The following is a 17,975-nucleotide window of genomic DNA, read 5'->3' on the forward strand; positions in this document are numbered from 1 at the left end:
GTCAGCCCAGCGCGGAGAACCGGTACTCGATGCGCCCGGTGCGTGACTGCCCCGGGCGCAGGCTCGTGTCCGGGAAGTGCGGGTGGTTGGGCGCGTCCGGCAGGCCTTGCGGCTCCAGGCAGAAGGCGGCCTCGCGCCGGTAGGTGCGCCCGCCCTTGCCGGCATGGCGCGGCAGGCTGCCGTCGAAGCCGCTGGAGGAGAACACCTGCAGCCCAGGCGCATCCGACCAGGCCTCCATCGCCACGCCCGAGCCCGGCGCCTCGGCGCGGGCCAGCCGGCGCAGGACGCCCTCCCGCGCCCCGGCGGCCACGTAGCAGTGGTCGAAGGCGTGGTCCGGCAGCGCCGCCAGCGCCTCGCTGAAGCTGCGGCCTGCGCGCAGGTCGAAGGGCGTGCCCGCGACCGGTGCCACCTCGCCGGTGGGAATGCGCTTGCCGTCCACCGGCAGGTAATGCGCGGCATCCACCACGAGGCGCTGGCCGTGGATGGTCTCGCTGGCCTGGCCCTCGAGGTTGAAGAAGGGGTGGGCGGTCACGTTGACCACGGTCGGCCGGCCTGCGGCGGTGGCGCGCCAGTCGATGGCGAGTACGCCAGGATCGCGCAAGGTGTAGGTCACCTCCAGCCGCACCTCGCCGGGGAAGCCGTCGTCCGCCTCTCGGAAGGTCCAGGCCAGCGCGAGGCGGTCGGCCTCGTGCGCCAGCAGCTCGAATGGCTGGAAGCGGCAGCCGGCCGGGCCGCCATGCAGGCAGTGCGGGCCGTCGTTGGCGGGCAGGGCGGTGGTGACGCCGTCGAGGGTGAAGCGGGCGTGGCCGATGCGGTTGGCGTAGCGGCCGATCACCGCGCCCATGGAGGCCATGCCCTCGAGCATCTGCTGCAGGTGGTCGTAGCCCAGGACCACGTCATGCCAGCGCCCGCCGCGCCCCGGCACCACCAGCTGCAGCAGCCGCGCGCCGTGGTTGGAGACGGCGGCCCGCAGGCCGCCGGGGCTGCGAAGCAGGAACAGGCCGACGCGGCGGCCCGCGACCTCGCCTTCGAAACGGGAGGGGTCCAGCAGGGCTGGGGAGTCTGTGGTCATCGTACGACGGGGGCGATCAGCTGGGGGAGACTGTACCGGCTGGGCCGCTCGCAGCCGGCCTCGAGTCTCAGGGGAAACCCGAGGTTTATCGGATTGACAGGGCCCCTTCGAGCGACGACATTGAACCGCTCCCGTGTTGTACGACAACCGACAACATGGCCTTCCCCGCTTTGCCCTTTCGTTCCTTCCTGCCCATGCTCGCCCAACCCGCCTCCGCCCTGAAGTTCAAGCGCCTGCTCCTCACGGGGGCGGCGGGGGGGCTGGGCCGCGAGCTGCGTGCGCGCCTGCCGCGGTATTGCGAGTCGCTGCGCCTGTCCGACATCGCCGACCTGGGCGCCGCCGCCCCCGGCGAGGAGTGCGTTCCGCTGGACCTGGCCGACGCGCCCGGCGTGCTGGAGCTGCTCGAGGGCGTGGACGCGGTGGTCCACCTCGGCGGCGTCTCCACCGAGCAGCCCTGGGCGCCGATCCTGGCGGCCAACATCGTGGGCGTCTACAACCTCTACGAGGCGGCCCGCAAGCAGGGCGTGAAGCGGATCATCTTCGCCAGCTCCAACCATGTCACCGGCTTCTGGCGGCAGGACCAGGTGATCGATGCCGACACGCCCCCGCGTCCCGACGGCCTCTATGGCCTGTCCAAGGCCTTCGGCGAGGACGTGGCCCGCCTGTACTTCGACCGCTACGGCATCGAGACCCTGGTGGTGCGCATCGGCTCCTCCTTCCCCGAGCCGAAGAACCGCCGCATGCTGGCCACCTGGATGTCCTACGACGACCTGGAGCGCCTGGTGGTGGCCGGCCTCACCGCGCCGGTGGTGGGCTGGAGCGTGATCTACGGCATCTCCGACAACGCCACCGCGTTCTACGACAACGCCAAGGCCCGCCACATCGGCTACCGCCCGCAGGACAGCTCGGAGCCGTTCCGCCACCGGGTCGAGGCGGCCGAGCCGGTGCTGGACCTGAACGACCCCGCCAACATCTACCAGGGCGGTGCGTTCGTGTGTACCGGGCCGTTCGAGTGAGCGCCGGGGGGCAGGGGGAGGGCGGCATGGGGGCCGGTCTTGCATTCACGCGACTGTTTGCCCTGTAGGTCGGTTCGCGCGGCGGTGCTTCGCGTTTTCCTCCGGTGAGGTTCACGTGGCGGTGCTTCCTCTTTTCCTCCGGTGAGGTTCACGCGGCGGTGCTTCCCCTTTCCCTCCGGCGAAGTTCACGTCGCGGGGCTGGCAGGTGGGCTCCTCCCGGGGGCCTGGTGCACTCCCGTGCACGGGCCCACGGGTCCCTCCGCCCACCCGCCAGCCCCGCGCCGCTCACGCTGCCATGGTGAAGGCTTCGCGCCGGCGAGATCACCTCCGCCTTCTCCGGGGGGCATGGGGTCAGGGGGCATGGGGTCAGGTCTTGCATTAACGCGACTGTTCCCGCTCCGGGTCGGTTCGCGCGGGGGTGCTTCGCAGGGGGGCATGGGGTCAGGTCTTGCATTAACGCGACTGTTCCCGCTCCGGGTCGGTTCGCGCGGGGGTGCTTCGCGTTCTCCTCCGGCGAGGTTCATGTCGCGGGGCTGGCAGGTGAGCTCCTCCCGGGTGCCTGCTGCCCCCGCCCGCGCAGTGCGCTTGGCCGGAGGGAGCCGGCGGAGGCCGAGATAGACCGTCGCGTTGATGCAAGACCTGACCCCGCCCCCTCTCACTTGGCCGGAGGGAGCCGGCGGAGGCCGAGATAGACCGTCGCGTTGATGCAAGACCTGACCCCGCCCCCTCTCAGTCCGCCGTGATCTTTCCCGTCTCGATGACCTGCTTCCAGCGCGCGAACTCGCGGGCCTGGAAGGCGGTGAACTGCTCGGGCGTGTTGCCGACCACCTCGAAGCCCAGGTCCAGCAGCGGCTGGCGCACCGGCCCCTCGGCGAGGACGCCGACGATGGCCTCGTGCAGCTTGCGTCTGATGTCCTCGGGCACGCCCTTGGGCAGGGCCACCGCCTGCCAGGAGTAGACGGTCACGTCCTTGAAGCCCAGTTCCTCCATCGTCGGCACCTCGGGCAGCAGCGGCGAGCGCTTCGCGCTGGTGATGGCCAGGGCGCGCAGCTTGCCGGCCTTGATGTTCGGCAGGCCGGTGTTCACGTTCATGAAGGTGGCGTCCACCTGGCCCCCGAGCAGGTCCTGCATCGCCGGCGCGCCGCCCTTGTAGGGAATGTGCGTGCCGGTGGTCTTGGTCTCCTGCCAGAACAGTTCGGCCGTGAGGTGGTCGCTGGTGCCGTTGCCGGCCGAGGCGAAGGTCATCTTGCCGGGGCTGGCGCGGTGGAAGTCCAGCACCGACTGCACCGACTTGTGCGGCGAGGCGGCAGGCACGGCCAGCACGTTGGGTGCCTGCACGGCGACGGTGACGTAGTCGAAGTCCTTGAGCGGGTCATAGGCCACGCCCTTGATCAGGTGCGGCCCGATCACGAAGGGGCCGAGCGAGGAGACGAAAACGGTGTAGCCGTCCGGCGCCGCGCGCCTCGCCGCCGTCGCGCCCAGCGTGCCGCCGGCGCCCGCGGTGTTCTGCACGACCCAGGTGCCGCCCAGCTTCGCCGGCAGGCGGTTGGCCAGGGTGCGGGCGATCTGGTCGGTGGAGCCCCCGGGCGGGAAGGGCACCAGCAGGGTCACCGGCTTGGCCGCCGGCCAGGCCTGGGCCTGGGCGGCGAGGGCGGCGCCACCCAAGGCGAGGGCGGCGATCAGCGTGTTCAGGGTTTTCATCGCAGGTCTCCTGTCTGTCGATAGGCGGGGGAAGGGCGGGGGAAGGGCGGGACTGGGACAGGCCGGCAACGCGGCTCAGGCCCTGGCCTCGAACGTGGCCTGCTCGCGGGTCCACTGGCGGGCCTGCTCGCTCAGGCTCAGCCCCAGGCCCGGGCGGGTGGGCACCCGCATCCGGCCGCCGGCGATCTCGATGCGCTCGTTGAACAGCGGCTCCAGCCAGTCGAAGTGCTCCACCCAGCCCTCGCGCGGGTAGGCCGCTGCCAGGTGGATGTGCAGCTCCATCGCGAAGTGCGGGGCGACCAGCAGGCCGGCCTGGTCGGCCTGCGCGGCCACCTTCAGGTAGGGCGTGATGCCGCCCACGCGCGGCGCGTCGGGCATCAGGTAGTCGGCGGCGCGGTGGCGAATCAGCTCGCCGTGCTCGGCCGCGCTCGTGAGCATCTCGCCGGTGGCGATCGGCGTGTCGAAGGCAGCGGCCAGGGCGGCGTGGCCCTCGTGGTCGTAGGCGTCCAGCGGCTCCTCGATCCACACCAGGTTGAATTGCTCGAAGATGCGGCACATGCGCTGCGCCGTCGGCCGGTCCCACTGCTGGTTGGCATCGACCATGATGGCCACGCCATCGCCCAGGTGCTTGCGCACGGCTTCCAGCCGGCGCACGTCCAGCATGCGATCGGGCTGGCCCACCTTGAGCTTGATGCCGCCGATGCCGCGCTCGATCGAGGCCTGCGCGTTCACCAGCAGCTGCTCGGTCGGCGTGTGCAGGAAGCCGCCCGAGGTGTTGTAGCAAGGCACGGAATCGCGGTAAGCGCCGAGCAGCTTGGCCAGGGGCAGGCCGGCGCGGCGGGCCTTGAGGTCCCACAGCGCCACGTCGAAGGCGCCGATGGCCTGGGTCGACAGGCCGCTGCGGCCCACCGAGGCGCCGGCCCAGCACAGCTTGTCCCACAGCCGGCCGGTGTCGCTGGCGTCCTCGCCGAGCAGGGCCGGCGCGATTTCCCGGGCATGGGCAAATTGACCCGGACCGCCGGCGCGCTTGGAGTAGCTCAGGCCCAGGCCCTTCTGGCCGTCCTCGGTCTCCACCTCCACGAACAGCATCGCCACCTCGGTCATGGGCTTCTGGCGGCCGGTCAGCACCTTGGCGTCGCTGATCGGGGTGGCCAGGGGCAGGTAGCAGGAGGAGACATGCAGGCGGGCGATCCGGGAGCTGGCGGTCATGGCGTCGATCGGTCTTGTGAACGTTAACATCTGGGTCGAAAAACAAGCGGCTTTGAAGCACGCAGGCCGGTATGTTATCGTTAACAAAAATCTTGATGCCATCCGGATAAACCCATGCCCCCCCGCCCCCCCGCCGCCCGGACCGTGACCCTGCACGATGTCGCCCGCGAGGCTGGCGTCTCGCTCATGACGGCCTCGCGCGCCCTGGGCAACCCGGGGCTGGTCTCGCCCGCCACCATCGAGAAGGTCAAGCAGGCGGTGGCCGCCACCGGCTACATCCCCAACCTGCTGGCGGGCGGCCTGAAGTCCCGCCGCAGCATGACCGTGGCGGCGCTGGTCCCCATCATCTCGGTGCCGCAGTTCCTGCCCACCGTGCGCGCGCTCACCGAGGCGCTGGACGAACAGGGCTACCAGCTGATCATCGGCCAGGCCGGCTACGACCACGCCCGCGAGGACAAGCTGATCGCCACCATGATGGGCCGCCGGCCCGACGGGCTGGTGGTCACCGGCCTGGTGCACAGCGCGCAGGCCCGCGAGCAGCTGCGCGCCCTGGGCCTTCCGGTGGTGGAGACCTGGGACCTGAGCGAGCGGCCGGTGGACATGGCGGTGGGCTTCTCGCACGTGAAGGTGGGCGGCGCGGTCGCCGGCTACTTCCTCGCCAAGGGCTGGCGCCGCCTGGCCATCGCCACCGGGGATGACGAGCGCGCCGCGCAGCGCCGGGCCGGCTTCGAGGCCACGGTGGGCCGCGAGGTGCCCACGGCCGTCGTGCCCGCCCCCAGCAACCTGGCGGCCGGCCGCCGCGCCCTGGCCGAACTGCTCGAACGCGACCCGAAGGTCCGCGCGGTCTACTGCAGCTCCGACGGCCTGGCCCAGGGCGTGATGGTCGAGGCCATGGCCCGCGGCCTGCGCATTCCGCAGGACCTGGCCCTCTGCGGCTTCGGCGATGCCGACTTCGCCGCGCACCTGTGGCCCTCGCTGACGACCGTGCAGGTCGACGGCGCCGAGATCGGCCGCGTCGCGGCCCGCATGATTCTTGACCGCTGCGCGGGCAAGGACGTTCCCCACCCGGTCGTCGACCTCGGGTTCCGCATCGTCGAGCGCGAATCCACCGGCGGGCCGGCCCCCCACTGAAGGACCCAGGACCCCATGAACCCCCGTCCCCCCCTGTACATCAAGATGCACGAGGCCGACAACGTGGCCATCGTGGCCAACGACGGCGGCCTGCCCGCGGGCACCGCGTTCGCCGACGGCCTCACGCTGAAGGACAAGGTGCCGCAGGGCCACAAGGTGGCCCTGGTGGACCTGCCCGCCGGCACCGAGGTGCGCCGCTACGACGTGACCATCGGCCGGACCACGCAGGACGTGGCCGCCGGCCGCTGGGTGCACGAGCGCCTGCTGGAGATGCCGCCGGCGCGCGAGCTCGAGGGCCTGCCCATGGCCACCGGCGCCGGCCGCGCCCTGCCGCCGCTGGAAGGCTTCACCTTCGAGGGCTTCCGCAATGCCGACGGCAGCGTGGGCACCCGCAACATCCTGGCGATCACGCAGACGGTGCAGTGCGTCGCCGGCGTCACCGAGTTCGCGGTGCAGCGGATCAAGCAGGAGCTGCTGCCCAGGTACCCGAACGTCGACGACGTGGTGGCCCTGGAGCACGGCTACGGCTGCGGCGTGGCGATCGACGCGCCCGACGCCATCATCCCGATCCGCACGCTGCGCAACCTGAGCCTGAACCCGAACTTCGGCGGCGAGGTGATGGTGGTGAGCCTGGGCTGCGAGAAGCTGCAGCCCGAGCGCCTGCTGCCCCCGGGCAGCATCCCCATCGCCGACCAGCGCGAGGACAAGCTCGACGTGGTCTGCCTGCAGGACGAGGCGCACGTGGGCTTCATGGACATGGTGGCGTCCATCATGCGCCAGGCCGAAACGCACCTGAAGCGCCTGGACGCCCGCCGCCGCGAGACCGTGCCCGCCAGCGAGCTGGTGGTGGGCGTGCAGTGCGGCGGCTCCGACGCCTTCTCCGGCGTCACCGCCAACCCCGCGGTCGGCTTCTGCGCCGACCTGCTGGTGCGCGCCGGCGCCACCATCATGTTCTCGGAAACCACCGAGGTGCGCGACGGCGTGGCCCAGCTCACCTCGCGCGCCGCCACCCCCGAGGTGGCCGAGGCCGTGGTGCGCGAGATGGCCTGGTACGACGCCTACCTGCAGCGCGGCAGCGTGGACCGCAGCGCCAACACCAGCCCGGGCAACAAGAAGGGCGGGCTGTCCAACATCGTCGAGAAGGCGATGGGCTCCATCATCAAGTCCGGCACCGCGCCGATCGCCGGCGTGATCGCGCCCGGCGAGAAGCCCGCTACGCGGGGCCTGGTCTATGCCGCCACCCCGGCCAGCGACTTCATCTGCGGCACCCTGCAGCTGGCCGCCGGCATGAACATGCACATCTTCACCACCGGCCGCGGCACGCCCTACGGCCTGGCCGCCTGCCCGGTGGTCAAGGTGGCCACCCGCAGCGACCTGGCGCGCCGCTGGCACGACCTGATGGACATCAACGCCGGGCGCATCGCCGACGGCGAGGCCAGCATCGAGGAGGTGGGCTGGGAGATGTTCCGTTTCCTGCTCGACGTGGCCAGCGGCCGCAAGAAGACCTGGGCCGAGCAGTGGAAGCTGCACAACGCCCTCGTGCTTTTCAACCCGGCGCCGGTGACCTGATCCCGGGGCTGGCGGGACGTCCGGGCTGCCGAGCTCTTCAGTGGCCCCGGAATTTGGGAGAATGCTTGCGTGAAGCCCGCCCACCCCGCCCGACACCCCCTCCTGGCGCTCGGCCTGGCGCTCGGCCTGGCCGCCTGGCTGGCGCTGGCCGGCCCGGCCCGCGCCGCCGAGCCGGTGTACATCGGCATCGACGAGGCTTTCGGGGTCAAGACCAGCACCTCGCCCAAGGCGATCGAGCGCGGGGTCCGCGCCGCCATGGAGGAGATCAATGCCCGGGGCGGCGTGCTCGGCGGCCGGCCGCTCAAGCTGCTCACCACCGACAACCAGGGCGTCTCGGCCCGCGGGCGCGACAACTTCATCGAGATGGCCTCGCGGCCCGACGTGGTCGGTGTCCTGGGCGGCAAGTACAGCCCGGTGACCGTCGAGACCATGCCCGAGGCCAACCGCCTCAAGGTGCCCCTCATCAGCGTGTGGGGCTCGGCCGACCCGATCACCGATGACGCGCCCTCGCCCTCGTTCGTGTTCCGGCTCTCGCTCAAGGACAGCTGGGGCGTGGAGGCGATGATGGCGCGCGCCCGCTCGGCCTACCGCGCGCAGCGCGTGTGCGCGATCCTGCCCAACACCTCCTGGGGCCGCTCGGGCCACCAGGTGATGGCGGCGCGGGCCGCGGCCAATGGCCTGCAGGTGGTCGCCACCCGCTGGTACAACTGGGGCGAGCAGAACTTCCATGACCCGCTGCAGGCCTGCCTCGCCGCCCGGTCCCAGGCCATCCTGCTGGTGGCCAACGAGCGCGAGGGCGCGCCCTTCCTCAACCAGCTTGCCCAGCTGCCGCCGGCCCGGCGCGTGCCGGTGGTGGCCCACTGGGGCCTGACCGGGGGCGTGATCCACGAGCTGGCGCTGAATGCCCTGGACAAGGTGGACATGCAGGTGATCCAGACCTTCACCTTCATCAACAACAGCCGGCCGGCCGCGCGCCGCCTGGCGGCCTGGATCCAGAAGGACGCCAAGCTCGCCGGTGTGCGCGACATCCCCAGCCCGGTGGGCTCGGCCCATGCCTACGACATCACGCACCTGCTGGCGATGGCCGTCGACAAGGCCGGCTCCACCCGCGGCGACGACGTGCGCCGCGCCCTGGAGAGCCTGCCGCCGTTCGATGGCGCGGTGCGCCGCTACGCCCCGGCGTTCACCCCCGAGCGGCACGATGCCCTGGGCCCGCAGGACGTGCTGTTCGTGCGGGTCGAATCCGATGGCGCCCTGGTGCCGGTGAAGTAAGGACCGAATGTCATCCACGCCTTCCAGCAACCTGCGCCTTCGCATCCGCACGGAGCTGGTGCGCATCGTGCGCAGCTACGTGATCTTCGCCTCGGTGCTCGTGGCCGTCGTCACCGTCCTCGCCGGCGTGGCCTACGAGCGCAATGAAATCACCCATTACCGTCAGCTGGTGCTGACCAAGCTCGGCACCGAGGTCACCAACGTGGCCCACGAGCTGGAGTCGCTGGGCACCTCGCCGCTGCTGTGGACGGGCCTGACCGACAGCATGGGCCGCGAGGCCTACCTGGCGCCCCTGCTGGCCCAGTTCAACCGGGCCAGCCTGCGGCAGTTCACGGTGCTGGACTACCGCGGTCGCGTGTTCCTCTCGCCCGACCCGGCGACCGCCCAGGAGTTGGCCTCGAGCCAGGCGGTGGTGGACGCGGTGCGCCGCGGCCACAACGGCGCCGGCCTGCTGCCCAACGCCGCCGGCTCGCCCGACCTGGTGCTGGTCCAGCGCGTGCTCTCGCCCATGAGCGATGCGCCGGCCGGTTTCATCGTCGCGCGCATCGATACCGTCCGCCTGGCCCGCCAGCTGGACCTGGCCGCCGGTACCGAGGTTTCGTTCGCCCTGGGGAACCAGCCGCCGATGCCGCCGCTGCAGGAGGGCCTGCGGCTGTCGTCCGACGGCGTGGAGCAGGTGCGCGCCGGCGACTTCAACCTGGCGCTGCGCGCCTGGGTATTCGTGCCGGTCTACAACGCGGTGCTGATCATCGTTGTCGTGGTGCTGGTCGCCTTCGCGCTGGGGCTGTGGAACATCCGCCGCATCGTCACCTGGTCGGACCGTTTCTCCGCCAGCACCACCCGCCGCCTCGACCAGCTGCTGGTCGACTGCCAGAAGCTGCTCGCCGGCGAGCCGGTGAACAGCCTGGACGAGTCGGTGCAGGACGAACTCTCCGAGGTCACCCGCGCCCTGGCCGCCATGCTGCGCAACCAGCGCAAGGCGGCTGACGAGATGCGCACCACCGCGCTGGTCTTCTCGACCGCGGCGGAAGGCATCCTGGTGACCGACCCGCAGGGCCACATCCTCGACGCCAACCCCGCCTTCTGCCGGATGACGGCCTACAGCCGCAGCGAGCTGCTGGGGCGGCGCTCGGGCAGCCTGTACCGCCAGGTCGGGCGCGGCGACCAGAGCCGCGAAATGACCCGCGCGCTCAAGGAGCACGGGCGCTGGACCGGCGAGACCAACTTCGTCGACCGGCACGGCAATGTCATCCCGACGTCGGTGGCGATCTCCGCCATCCGCGACGAGACCGGCAACACCAGCGGCCACGTGGCCGTGATCACCGACGTCAGCCGCCTCAAGGAGGCCGAGAACCAGCTGCGCAACCTCGCCTACCGCGACGCGCTCACCGGCCTGCCGAACTTCCGCCTGCTGACGCGCCAGGCCCGCGACCTGCTGAACTCGCTGCCGCTGGAAGGCGGCCGGCTGGCGGTGCTGTTCTTCGACCTGGACAAGCTCAAGTTCGTCAACGACAACCACGGCCACGAGGCGGGCGACGCGATGATCAAGGCGATGGCCGCGCACCTGTCCGAGGTGCTGCCGGCCGGCCACCTGCTGTGCCGCCGCTCGGGCGACGAATTCCTGGCCGTGGTGGACCTCACGCCCGACGGCGCGCTGCACGCCCTGCGCGCCGCGCTGGAGGCCGTCAACCCGGTGATGGTGCAGTTCGGCCATGACCAGATCCCGGCCACCGCCACGGTGGGCATCGCCCGCCTGCCCGAGGACGGCCGCAGCTGGCACGAGCTGCAGATCTGCGCCGACGTGGCCATGAACGAGGCCAAGCAGACCCGCCGCGGCTCGGTCATGTGGTACGACGCGGTGCTGGGCGCCAAGCGCTACCGCCACCGCCTGATCCAGACCAAGCTGGCCCAGGCGATCGAGCAGGGCGTGCTGCAGGTCTACTACCAGCCCGAGGTCGACCTGCGGGATGGCTCCATCGTCGGCTTCGAGGCGCTGGCGCGCTGGACCGACCCGGAGCTGGGCGTGATCCAGCCCTCCGAGTTCATCCCGATCTCCGAGGACGCGCACCTGTCCGACCAGCTCACCATGCTGGTGGCCAGCCGCGTGCTGCGTGACAAGAAGGAACTGCAGGCCCGCTTCCCGGGCGTCAAAGTGGCTTTCAACGCCGCGCCCCAGGTGTTCCGCAACGCCGACCTGCTCAAGTACCTGTCGGACCAGGCCAACGAGGACCCGCAGGCCCTGGACGGCCTGGAGATCGAGCTGACCGAGACCCAGGTCGCGCGCGACGAGGCCAGCCTCATGCCGCAGCTGCAGATGCTCACCGCCCTGGGCGTGCGCCTGGTGATCGACGACTTCGGCACCGGCTACTCTTCGCTGGCGCGCCTGACGCAGATGCCGATCAGCCGCCTGAAGATCGACCGCTCCTTTGTCGCCGGCCTGAACCAGGCCCGCCAGGACCGCATCGCGCGCCTGATCGTCAACATGGCCCAGGGGCTGTCGCTCGAGGTCACGGCCGAGGGCCTGGAGGAGCCGGCGCAGCGTGAGGCCCTCCTGGGCATGGGCTGCCACCGCGGCCAGGGCTGGCTGTTCGCGCCGGCCCTGCCGATGTCCGAGGTGATGCTGATGATGACGCCGCTGGAGGCTGCGGCGGTCGAGGCGCTGTAAGCGCGCCGGGCCCGAGGTGGCCTCAGGCTGCCAGCGGCACTTCCTGGCGCTGCTGCAGGTGGCGCGCGAGGAAATCCAGGGTGTGCTGGTGCGCCGCCACGGAGGCCGCCTCGTCGTAGGCGCTGCGGCCCGGGTGCATGAAGCCGTAGGTGGCGTCGTAGACCTGGAACTGCGGCACCGGGCCGCGGGCGCCGTCGTGCTCCTTGCCATGGTGCTCGATGAAGCGGCGGATGCCGGTGCGCGACATCCACTTGCCATCGGTGGGGAAGTGCGCCAGCACCGGGCAGCGCGGCTCGCGCGCGATCTCCTCGGGCGTGTCCATGCCGCCGCCGTAGTGGCACACCGCCGCGTCGATGCCCTCGATCTGGCAGGCCGTGCGCCAGGCCAGCAGGCCGCCCCAGCAATAGCCCACCACCGCGAGCCGCAGGAACGGCGCGAGCCGGCGCGCGTGGGCGATGGCCGCCTCGATATCCAGCATCACGCCGTCGGAGGGCAGGGGCTGCAGGGGACGCACGAGGCGCAGGTCCCAGCGGCTCTGCTCGAAGCGGTAACCATAGTCCTGGCCGGTGCGGCCGCGGCTGAAGGTGGACGGCGCCACGGCCAGGTAACCCGCGGCCGCGAATTTCTCGGCCATCTGGCGGGCATGGGCGCCCACGCCGGGCCGGGCATTGGCCACCGCCGGGGTGCGGCGGGACGCGCCATTCCAGCTGGGCGTGCGCTGGTCCATCTGCTGCAGCACCACGACGGCGCCGCGCGGCGCCTCGGCCGGCTGGACGACGTAGGCGCGAACGATCGACGCGTCGCGCGTGGCGAGGTCGATGTAGTGCGGCAGCGGTTCGTCGAGCGTCATGTCAGGCGGGGACTACCGGCGGATTCTGGCAGAGAAAACACCGTTGCACCGGGGGTGGGTTCGTGCAATTTTCTGCCAATTAACCAGAGGCCGCGAGCGCCTCGTTCAAGGCGCAGGGCGCCACTCGAGCGCGAAAAGAAAAATATGAAAACGCACGTTCTAAAAGATGATTCGATCAATAAATCCAAGGGGTGATCGGAATGTTCCTGTGAATTCCTTCGTCGTGGATTCGGGGCCCCGTCGCCGCCCGCCTGCCCCGCAAAACTTTTGATGACTCGCGAAAACCCGAAAAAGGCTGCTATACTTCAAGGCTTGGCGGCTGTAGCTCAGTTGGATAGAGTACTTGGCTACGAACCAAGGGGTCGTGGGTTCGAATCCTGCCAGCCGCGCCAAAACAAGAACGGGCCAGTTCCCCACAAGGGACTGGCCCTTTTCTTTTGCCTGTCCGTTTCCTGCTTCCCTCATGCATCCCTCTGATATCGGCCTCGTGGGCCTGGGCGTCATGGGCGAAAACCTCGCCCTCAACCTCGAAAGCAAGGGCTTTCACGTCAGCGGCTTCGACCTCGACGACGCCAGGCGCGCCAGCTTCGCGCAGCGCGTGGCCGGCCGCCGCGGCCGCGCCGCCGGCAGCCTGGCCGACCTCGTCGCGGGACTGTCCCTGCCGCGCAAGCTGCTGCTGATGGTGCCGGCCGGCGCCGCGGTGGATGAAGTCCTCGCGCAGCTGCGCCCGCTGCTGTCCGCCGGCGACGTGGTCATCGACGGCGGCAACACCCGCTTCACCGACACCGCCCGCCGCCTCGCCGAGCTCGAAGGCAGCGGCATCCTCTACGTGGGCGCCGGCGTCAGCGGCGGCGAGGAGGGCGCGCTGCGCGGTCCCGCCCTCATGCCCGGCGGCGACGCCCGGGCCTGGCCGGTGGTGCGCCCGCTGCTGCAGGCCATTGCCGCGCGCGCCGAGGACGGCGAGCCCTGCTGCGACTGGATCGGCGCCGGTGGCTCGGGCCACTTCGTCAAGATGGTCCACAACGGCATCGAGTACGCCGACATGCAGACCCTGTGCGAGGCCTACTGGCTGATGCGCGAGCTGGCCGGCCTGTCCGCCGGTGACATGGCCGGCGTGTTCGGGCAGTGGAACGAGGGCGAGCTGGCCAGCTACCTGGTCGGCATCACCGCCGACATCCTCAAGCGCCAGGACGAGGACACCGGCCAGCCGCTCGTGGACCTGATCCTGGATACCGCCCAGCAGAAGGGCACCGGCAAGTGGACCAGCCAGGTCGCGCTGGACCTGGGCGTGCCCGCGCCGACCATCGCCGATGCCGTGTTCGCCCGCGCCATCAGCGCGGTCAAGTCCGAGCGCGTCGCCGCCTCGCAGGTGCTGGCCGGGGCCGCGCCGCGCGCCTTTGCGGGCGAGCAGGGCGCCTTCGTCGAGCAGGTCCGCCGCGCCCTGCTGGCCGCCAAGGTCTGCGCCTATGCCCAGGGCTTCGCGCTGCTGCGCGCCGCCGACCAGGAGCACGGCTGGGGCCTGTCCTTCGGCGGCATCGCCTCGGGCTGGCGCGCCGGCTGCATCATCCGCGCCCGGCTGCTGGAAGACATCCGCCGCGCCTTCGCGCGCGAGCCGCAGCTGGCCAACCTGCTGCTCGACCCGCACTTCGCCGAGGTCATGGCCCGCTGCCAGCAGGACCTGCGCGAGGTCGTCGCCACCGCCGCGATGCACGGCGTCGCCGTGCCCGCCTTCATGAGCGCGCTGGCCTGGTACGACGCCTACCGCTCCGCGCGCCTGCCGGCCAACCTGCTGCAGGCCCAGCGCGATTACTTCGGCGCGCACACCTACGAGCGCACCGACCGGCCGGGCAGGTTCCACACCCGCTGGACCGATTGACCGGCTGAGGTCAGGCCCCCGGGCCCCCTGGCCCCGCCCGGCGGGCCCCTCCTGCGCCGCGGGCACGCCGGTTGCCGCCTTCCTGGGCGTCGTCCCGTGTGTCGACGCGACAACCCAAGGAGGTATTTCCATGCGCACTTTCTCCCGACTCGCGCGGCCGGCCCTGCTGGCCGCAGTCTCCGTGGTCGCGCTGGTGGCGGGCGGCTGTGCCCAGACCGACACCGGCAGGATGGGCGGCCCGGCCACCGCCAACCCGCCGGACCAGCCGGTCGGCGGGCGCGCCGTCCTGCGGCCCGTGCCTCCCGGGCAGAACCTGCCCGGTGGCGACAGCTCGGAGGCGGGGCGCTAGGGCCTCGCATCCCGCCAGCGTCCTACGCGCGGCGCCGGGCCTGGACGACAGGCCGCGCGCGACAGGCCTCTACAGTGCCCGGCCCATGACCCCCGTTCGCCTGTTCCCGCACCGCCAGCGCCTGCGCCTGGGCCTGCGCCTGCGCGCGGCGCGGGCTGCGGCTGCGCTTGCCTGGGGGCTGGCGACCGGCGTCGCGGCCAGTTCCCTGCCGGCGTGGGCCCAGGCGGCGCCGCGGCCCCCGCTGGCGCAGCGGCTCGACTGGCGGATCGACGAGCTCCAGGCCGAACTGGCCATCCTGCAGCGGTACGCCGAGCAGCAGCGGGCGCAGATGGACCGGCTGCAGGCACGGGCCGAGGCCGCCGAGGCCGGCCGGCGCACGCGCACGCTGGCCGTGCTCGCGGCGGGTGCCCTCGGGCTGGCCGGCATCGCGGCCCTGCCGCGCCGCCGCAAGGGCGGTCGCTGAGGTCGCTGAGGTCGCCGAGGCGCTAGCACCGGCAACCGCAGGGGCTGCACGGTGTCCAGGCCCTGGCCTTCAGGCCGCGCCGCGCGCGGCCGCGGGCGCCTCGTGCAAGCCGCTGGCCTGGCGAAAGCACAGGTGGGAGCAGTAGTCCACCAGCGCGTCGATCTCGGTGGACTTGTCGAAGACCGCATCCACGCCGAGCTGCGCGCAGCGCTTGCGCACATTGGCGTTCACGTAGTTGCTGAAGATCACGACCTTCTGCGCCCCGGTGCGCGGCGCCAGCTGCTGCACGAGGTTCAGGCCGGAGCCCTGGCGCAGGAACAGGTCCACGATCAGCAGGTCCCAGGCGCCGGGGTGGCGGGCCAGCCATTCGCGCGTGTCGCCCTCGGTGGCGCTGGTGCCGACCACCTGCACGCAGGTCAGCTCCTCGAGCGTGCCGACCAGGTTCTCGCAGATCGTGGGGTTGTCTTCGACGACGAAGGCGCGCAAGGCGGCGGAGGGCATGGCAGGGAGGGCGCTGGACAGGGTAGCAAGTGGTTACCGACTCTATCGGCTGGGCCAGTGCGCTTCTTAAGACGTCTCCCTCACTTGTCGTAGGACGTGGCCGACCGCCCCCGGGACCTGGGCAGCCCCGCGTACGATCGCCGTCCCCCGCCCCACGCCCCACGCCGCGCGCCCATGCCGCCCCAGCCCGCCCCTGATGCGCCGCTTCCCGCCGCCGTGCCGGCCGGGACGCGCGGCACGGCACCTGCGCTGCTCGGGTGGGCCGGCGACGCCGGCCTGTGGGCCCTGGCCACGCTCGACGCGCAGGGCCGCTTCAGCTACCTCAACGAGGAGGCCGAGCGCGTGCTGGGGCGGCAGGCCGGCGAGCTGCTCGGGCGCGGCCTGTGGCGCCTGTTCGCCCGCACCGCCCGCCCGCGCATCGAGGCGCAGGTGCAGGCCGCGCTGGCGCAGCGCAAGCCCCTGGAGCTCGAGGAGCCGGACGAGCGCCAGAGCCGCTGGCTGGAGCTGCGCGGCCAGCCCTTCGGCGCGGGGCTGGCGCTGCATCTGCGCGATGTCACCACGCGCCGGCGCTCGCAGGAGCAGCTGCGCCTGCTGGAGGGCAGCATCTCGCGCCTGAACGACATCGTCGTCATCACCGAGGCCAGCCCGTTCAACGAGCCGGGCCCGCGCATCGTCTTCGTCAACGAGGCCTTCGAGCGCCGCACCGGCTACAGCCGCGAGGAGGCGCTGGGCCGGTCGCCGCGCTTCCTGCAGGGGCCGCGCACGCAGCGAGACCGGCTGGACCAGGTACGCCGCGCGCTGGAGCAGTGGCAGCCGGTGCGGGTGGACCTGGTCAACTACCGCAAGGACGGCGAGCCGTTCTGGGTGGACCTGGACATCTCCCCGGTGTGGGACGCGGCGCGCAAGCTCACGCACTGGGTCGCGGTGGGCCGCGACGTGAGCGAGCGCAAGGCCGCCGAGCAGAAGATCCGCTACCTCGCCTTCTTCGACCCCCTCACCGGCCTGCCGAACCGCCAGCAGCTGATGGACCGGCTCCAGGATGCCGCCGGCCCGGCGGGGCGGGCGCGCGGCGGCGCGCTGATGTTCATCGACCTGGACAACTTCAAGGTCCTCAACGACACCCTGGGCCATGCGCAGGGCGACCTGCTGCTCAAGGAGGTGGCGCGCCGCCTGGGCGACTGCGTGGGCGACGACGGGCTGGTGGCCCGCCTGGGCGGCGACGAGTTCGTGGTGCTGCTGCAGCCGCCCGCCGGCGACCCGCAGGCGGCGGCCGCGGTGGCCGCCGGGGCGGCGCGGGCACTGGCGGAGCGCATCCTCGCGGCCCTGGGGGAGCCGTATCCCTTGCCGGGCTACCTGCACCACAGCACCTGCAGCATCGGCGTGACCGTCTTCGGCCCCCAGCCCGGGCCGGTGAGCGAGTTGCTGAAGCAGGCCGACCTGGCCATGTACCAGGCCAAGCGCGCCGGCCGCAATACCGCCTGCTTCTTCGACCCGCAGATGCAGGCGGTGGCCAGCGCCCACGCCGCCCTCGCGGCCGACCTGCGCCAGGCCTGCCGGGAGGGCCGGTTCCACCTGGACTACCAGCCCCAGGTCGATGCCCGCGGCTACCTGCGTGGCGTGGAGGCGCTGCTGCGGTGGGACCACCCGCAGCGCGGCTGCGTGCCGCCGGAACGGTTCATCCCGGTGGCCGAGGAGACCTCGCTGATCCTGGACATCGGCCGCCAGGTGCTCGACGCCGCCTGCGCCCAGCTGGCGCGCTGGGCGCGGCGGCCGGACCGCGAGCACCTCACGGTGGCCGTCAACGTCAGCGCGCGCCAGTTCCGCCACCCCGAGTTCGTCGACGGGGTGATGGACGCGATCGCGCGCGCCGGCATCGCGCCGCACCGCCTCAAGCTCGAGCTCACCGAGACCCTGCTGGCCGATGGCTTCGAGGTCACCGTCGCCCGCATGGGTGAGCTGCGCTCCCGTGGCGTGGCGCTGTCGCTGGACGACTTCGGCATGGGCTACTCCTCGTTGGCCTACCTCAAGCGCCTGCCGCTGGACCAGCTGAAGATCGACCGCAGCTTCGTGCGCGATGTGCTGTCCGACCCGCACGATGCCGCCATCGCCCGCACCATCATCGGGCTGGCGCAGAGCCTGGGCCTGGACGTGCTGGCCGAGGGCGTGGAAACGCCCGCGCAGCGCGACTTCCTGCTGCAGCAGGGGTGCGGCGCCTTCCAGGGCTTCCTGTTCGCGCCGGCGCTGGCGCCCGGGCCGCTGGAGGCGTGGATCGACGCCCGCCACGCCGGCCTGGCGGCCTGA

Annotated in this window: 14 protein-coding genes and 1 tRNA gene; 10 read left to right on the top strand and 5 right to left on the bottom strand. The window is 71.8% G+C overall.

Features of this window, described 5'->3' with window-relative positions:
* Position 1 precedes the first annotated feature (1 nt).
* Positions 2 to 1,072, bottom strand: a complete 1,071-nt coding sequence (locus ACT80S_RS16445) for an aldose epimerase family protein (protein ID WP_377417791.1) — start codon at positions 1,070 to 1,072, stop codon at positions 2 to 4.
* A 194-nt stretch (positions 1,073 to 1,266) separates the two neighbouring features.
* Between ACT80S_RS16445 and ACT80S_RS16450 the strand changes: the two genes are divergently transcribed.
* Positions 1,267 to 2,088, top strand: coding sequence for an NAD-dependent epimerase/dehydratase family protein (locus ACT80S_RS16450; RefSeq protein WP_377417793.1), 822 nt, complete (start codon positions 1,267 to 1,269; stop codon positions 2,086 to 2,088).
* Between the two features lie 729 nt (positions 2,089 to 2,817).
* Here the strand turns inward: ACT80S_RS16450 and ACT80S_RS16455 are convergent.
* Complete coding sequence (locus ACT80S_RS16455; RefSeq protein ID WP_377417795.1) at positions 2,818 to 3,789, bottom strand: Bug family tripartite tricarboxylate transporter substrate binding protein; 972 nt, start codon at positions 3,787 to 3,789, stop codon at positions 2,818 to 2,820.
* Between the two features lie 75 nt (positions 3,790 to 3,864).
* Complete coding sequence (locus ACT80S_RS16460; RefSeq protein ID WP_377417797.1) at positions 3,865 to 4,998, bottom strand: L-talarate/galactarate dehydratase; 1,134 nt, start codon at positions 4,996 to 4,998, stop codon at positions 3,865 to 3,867.
* A gap of 114 nt (positions 4,999 to 5,112) precedes the next feature.
* Here ACT80S_RS16460 and ACT80S_RS16465 point away from each other — a divergent pair, with 114 nt between their 5' ends.
* The 4 genes from ACT80S_RS16465 (at position 5,113) to ACT80S_RS16480 (ending at position 11,635) form a co-directional block, all read left to right on the top strand.
* Positions 5,113 to 6,129: a LacI family DNA-binding transcriptional regulator gene (locus ACT80S_RS16465; RefSeq protein WP_377417799.1), complete on the top strand. Its 1,017-nt coding sequence runs from the start codon at positions 5,113 to 5,115 to the stop codon at positions 6,127 to 6,129.
* Between the two features lie 15 nt (positions 6,130 to 6,144).
* The gene (gene garD, locus ACT80S_RS16470) at positions 6,145 to 7,698 is read left to right on the top strand and encodes a galactarate dehydratase (protein WP_377417801.1); all 1,554 of its coding nucleotides are present in this window, start codon (positions 6,145 to 6,147) and stop codon (positions 7,696 to 7,698) included.
* Between the two features lie 69 nt (positions 7,699 to 7,767).
* The gene (locus ACT80S_RS16475; RefSeq protein WP_377417803.1) at positions 7,768 to 8,970 is read left to right on the top strand and encodes an ABC transporter substrate-binding protein; all 1,203 of its coding nucleotides are present in this window, start codon (positions 7,768 to 7,770) and stop codon (positions 8,968 to 8,970) included.
* 7 nt (positions 8,971 to 8,977) lie between these two features.
* Positions 8,978 to 11,635: a putative bifunctional diguanylate cyclase/phosphodiesterase gene (locus tag ACT80S_RS16480; RefSeq protein ID WP_377417805.1), complete on the top strand. Its 2,658-nt coding sequence runs from the start codon at positions 8,978 to 8,980 to the stop codon at positions 11,633 to 11,635.
* 22 nt (positions 11,636 to 11,657) lie between these two features.
* On the opposite strand, the gene ACT80S_RS16485 is transcribed toward ACT80S_RS16480, so the two are convergent.
* Positions 11,658 to 12,485: a dienelactone hydrolase family protein gene (locus ACT80S_RS16485; protein ID WP_377417807.1), complete on the bottom strand. Its 828-nt coding sequence runs from the start codon at positions 12,483 to 12,485 to the stop codon at positions 11,658 to 11,660.
* 315 nt (positions 12,486 to 12,800) lie between these two features.
* Here ACT80S_RS16485 and ACT80S_RS16490 point away from each other — a divergent pair.
* From ACT80S_RS16490 to ACT80S_RS16505, 4 genes are all read left to right on the top strand, one after another.
* Positions 12,801 to 12,877 (top strand) — tRNA-Arg (locus tag ACT80S_RS16490).
* Positions 12,878 to 12,948: 71 nt separating this feature from the next.
* Positions 12,949 to 14,361: an NADP-dependent phosphogluconate dehydrogenase gene (gene gndA, locus ACT80S_RS16495; protein WP_377417809.1), complete on the top strand. Its 1,413-nt coding sequence runs from the start codon at positions 12,949 to 12,951 to the stop codon at positions 14,359 to 14,361.
* A gap of 130 nt (positions 14,362 to 14,491) precedes the next feature.
* Positions 14,492 to 14,710, top strand: a complete 219-nt coding sequence (locus ACT80S_RS16500) for a hypothetical protein (protein WP_377417811.1) — start codon at positions 14,492 to 14,494, stop codon at positions 14,708 to 14,710.
* 85 nt (positions 14,711 to 14,795) lie between these two features.
* Complete coding sequence (locus ACT80S_RS16505) at positions 14,796 to 15,173, top strand: hypothetical protein (protein WP_377417813.1); 378 nt, start codon at positions 14,796 to 14,798, stop codon at positions 15,171 to 15,173.
* A gap of 69 nt (positions 15,174 to 15,242) precedes the next feature.
* Here the strand turns inward: ACT80S_RS16505 and ACT80S_RS16510 are convergent, their stop codons facing one another.
* Positions 15,243 to 15,674 carry a response regulator gene (locus tag ACT80S_RS16510; protein WP_377417815.1) on the bottom strand — a complete coding sequence of 144 codons (432 nt, stop codon included), beginning with the start codon at positions 15,672 to 15,674 and terminating at the stop codon, positions 15,243 to 15,245.
* Positions 15,675 to 15,848: 174 nt separating this feature from the next.
* On the opposite strand from ACT80S_RS16510, the gene ACT80S_RS16515 reads away from it, so the two are divergent.
* Complete coding sequence (locus ACT80S_RS16515) at positions 15,849 to 17,975, top strand: putative bifunctional diguanylate cyclase/phosphodiesterase (protein ID WP_377417817.1); 2,127 nt, start codon at positions 15,849 to 15,851, stop codon at positions 17,973 to 17,975.

The sequence above is a fragment of the Ramlibacter sp. MAHUQ-53 genome, from assembly GCF_052600055.1.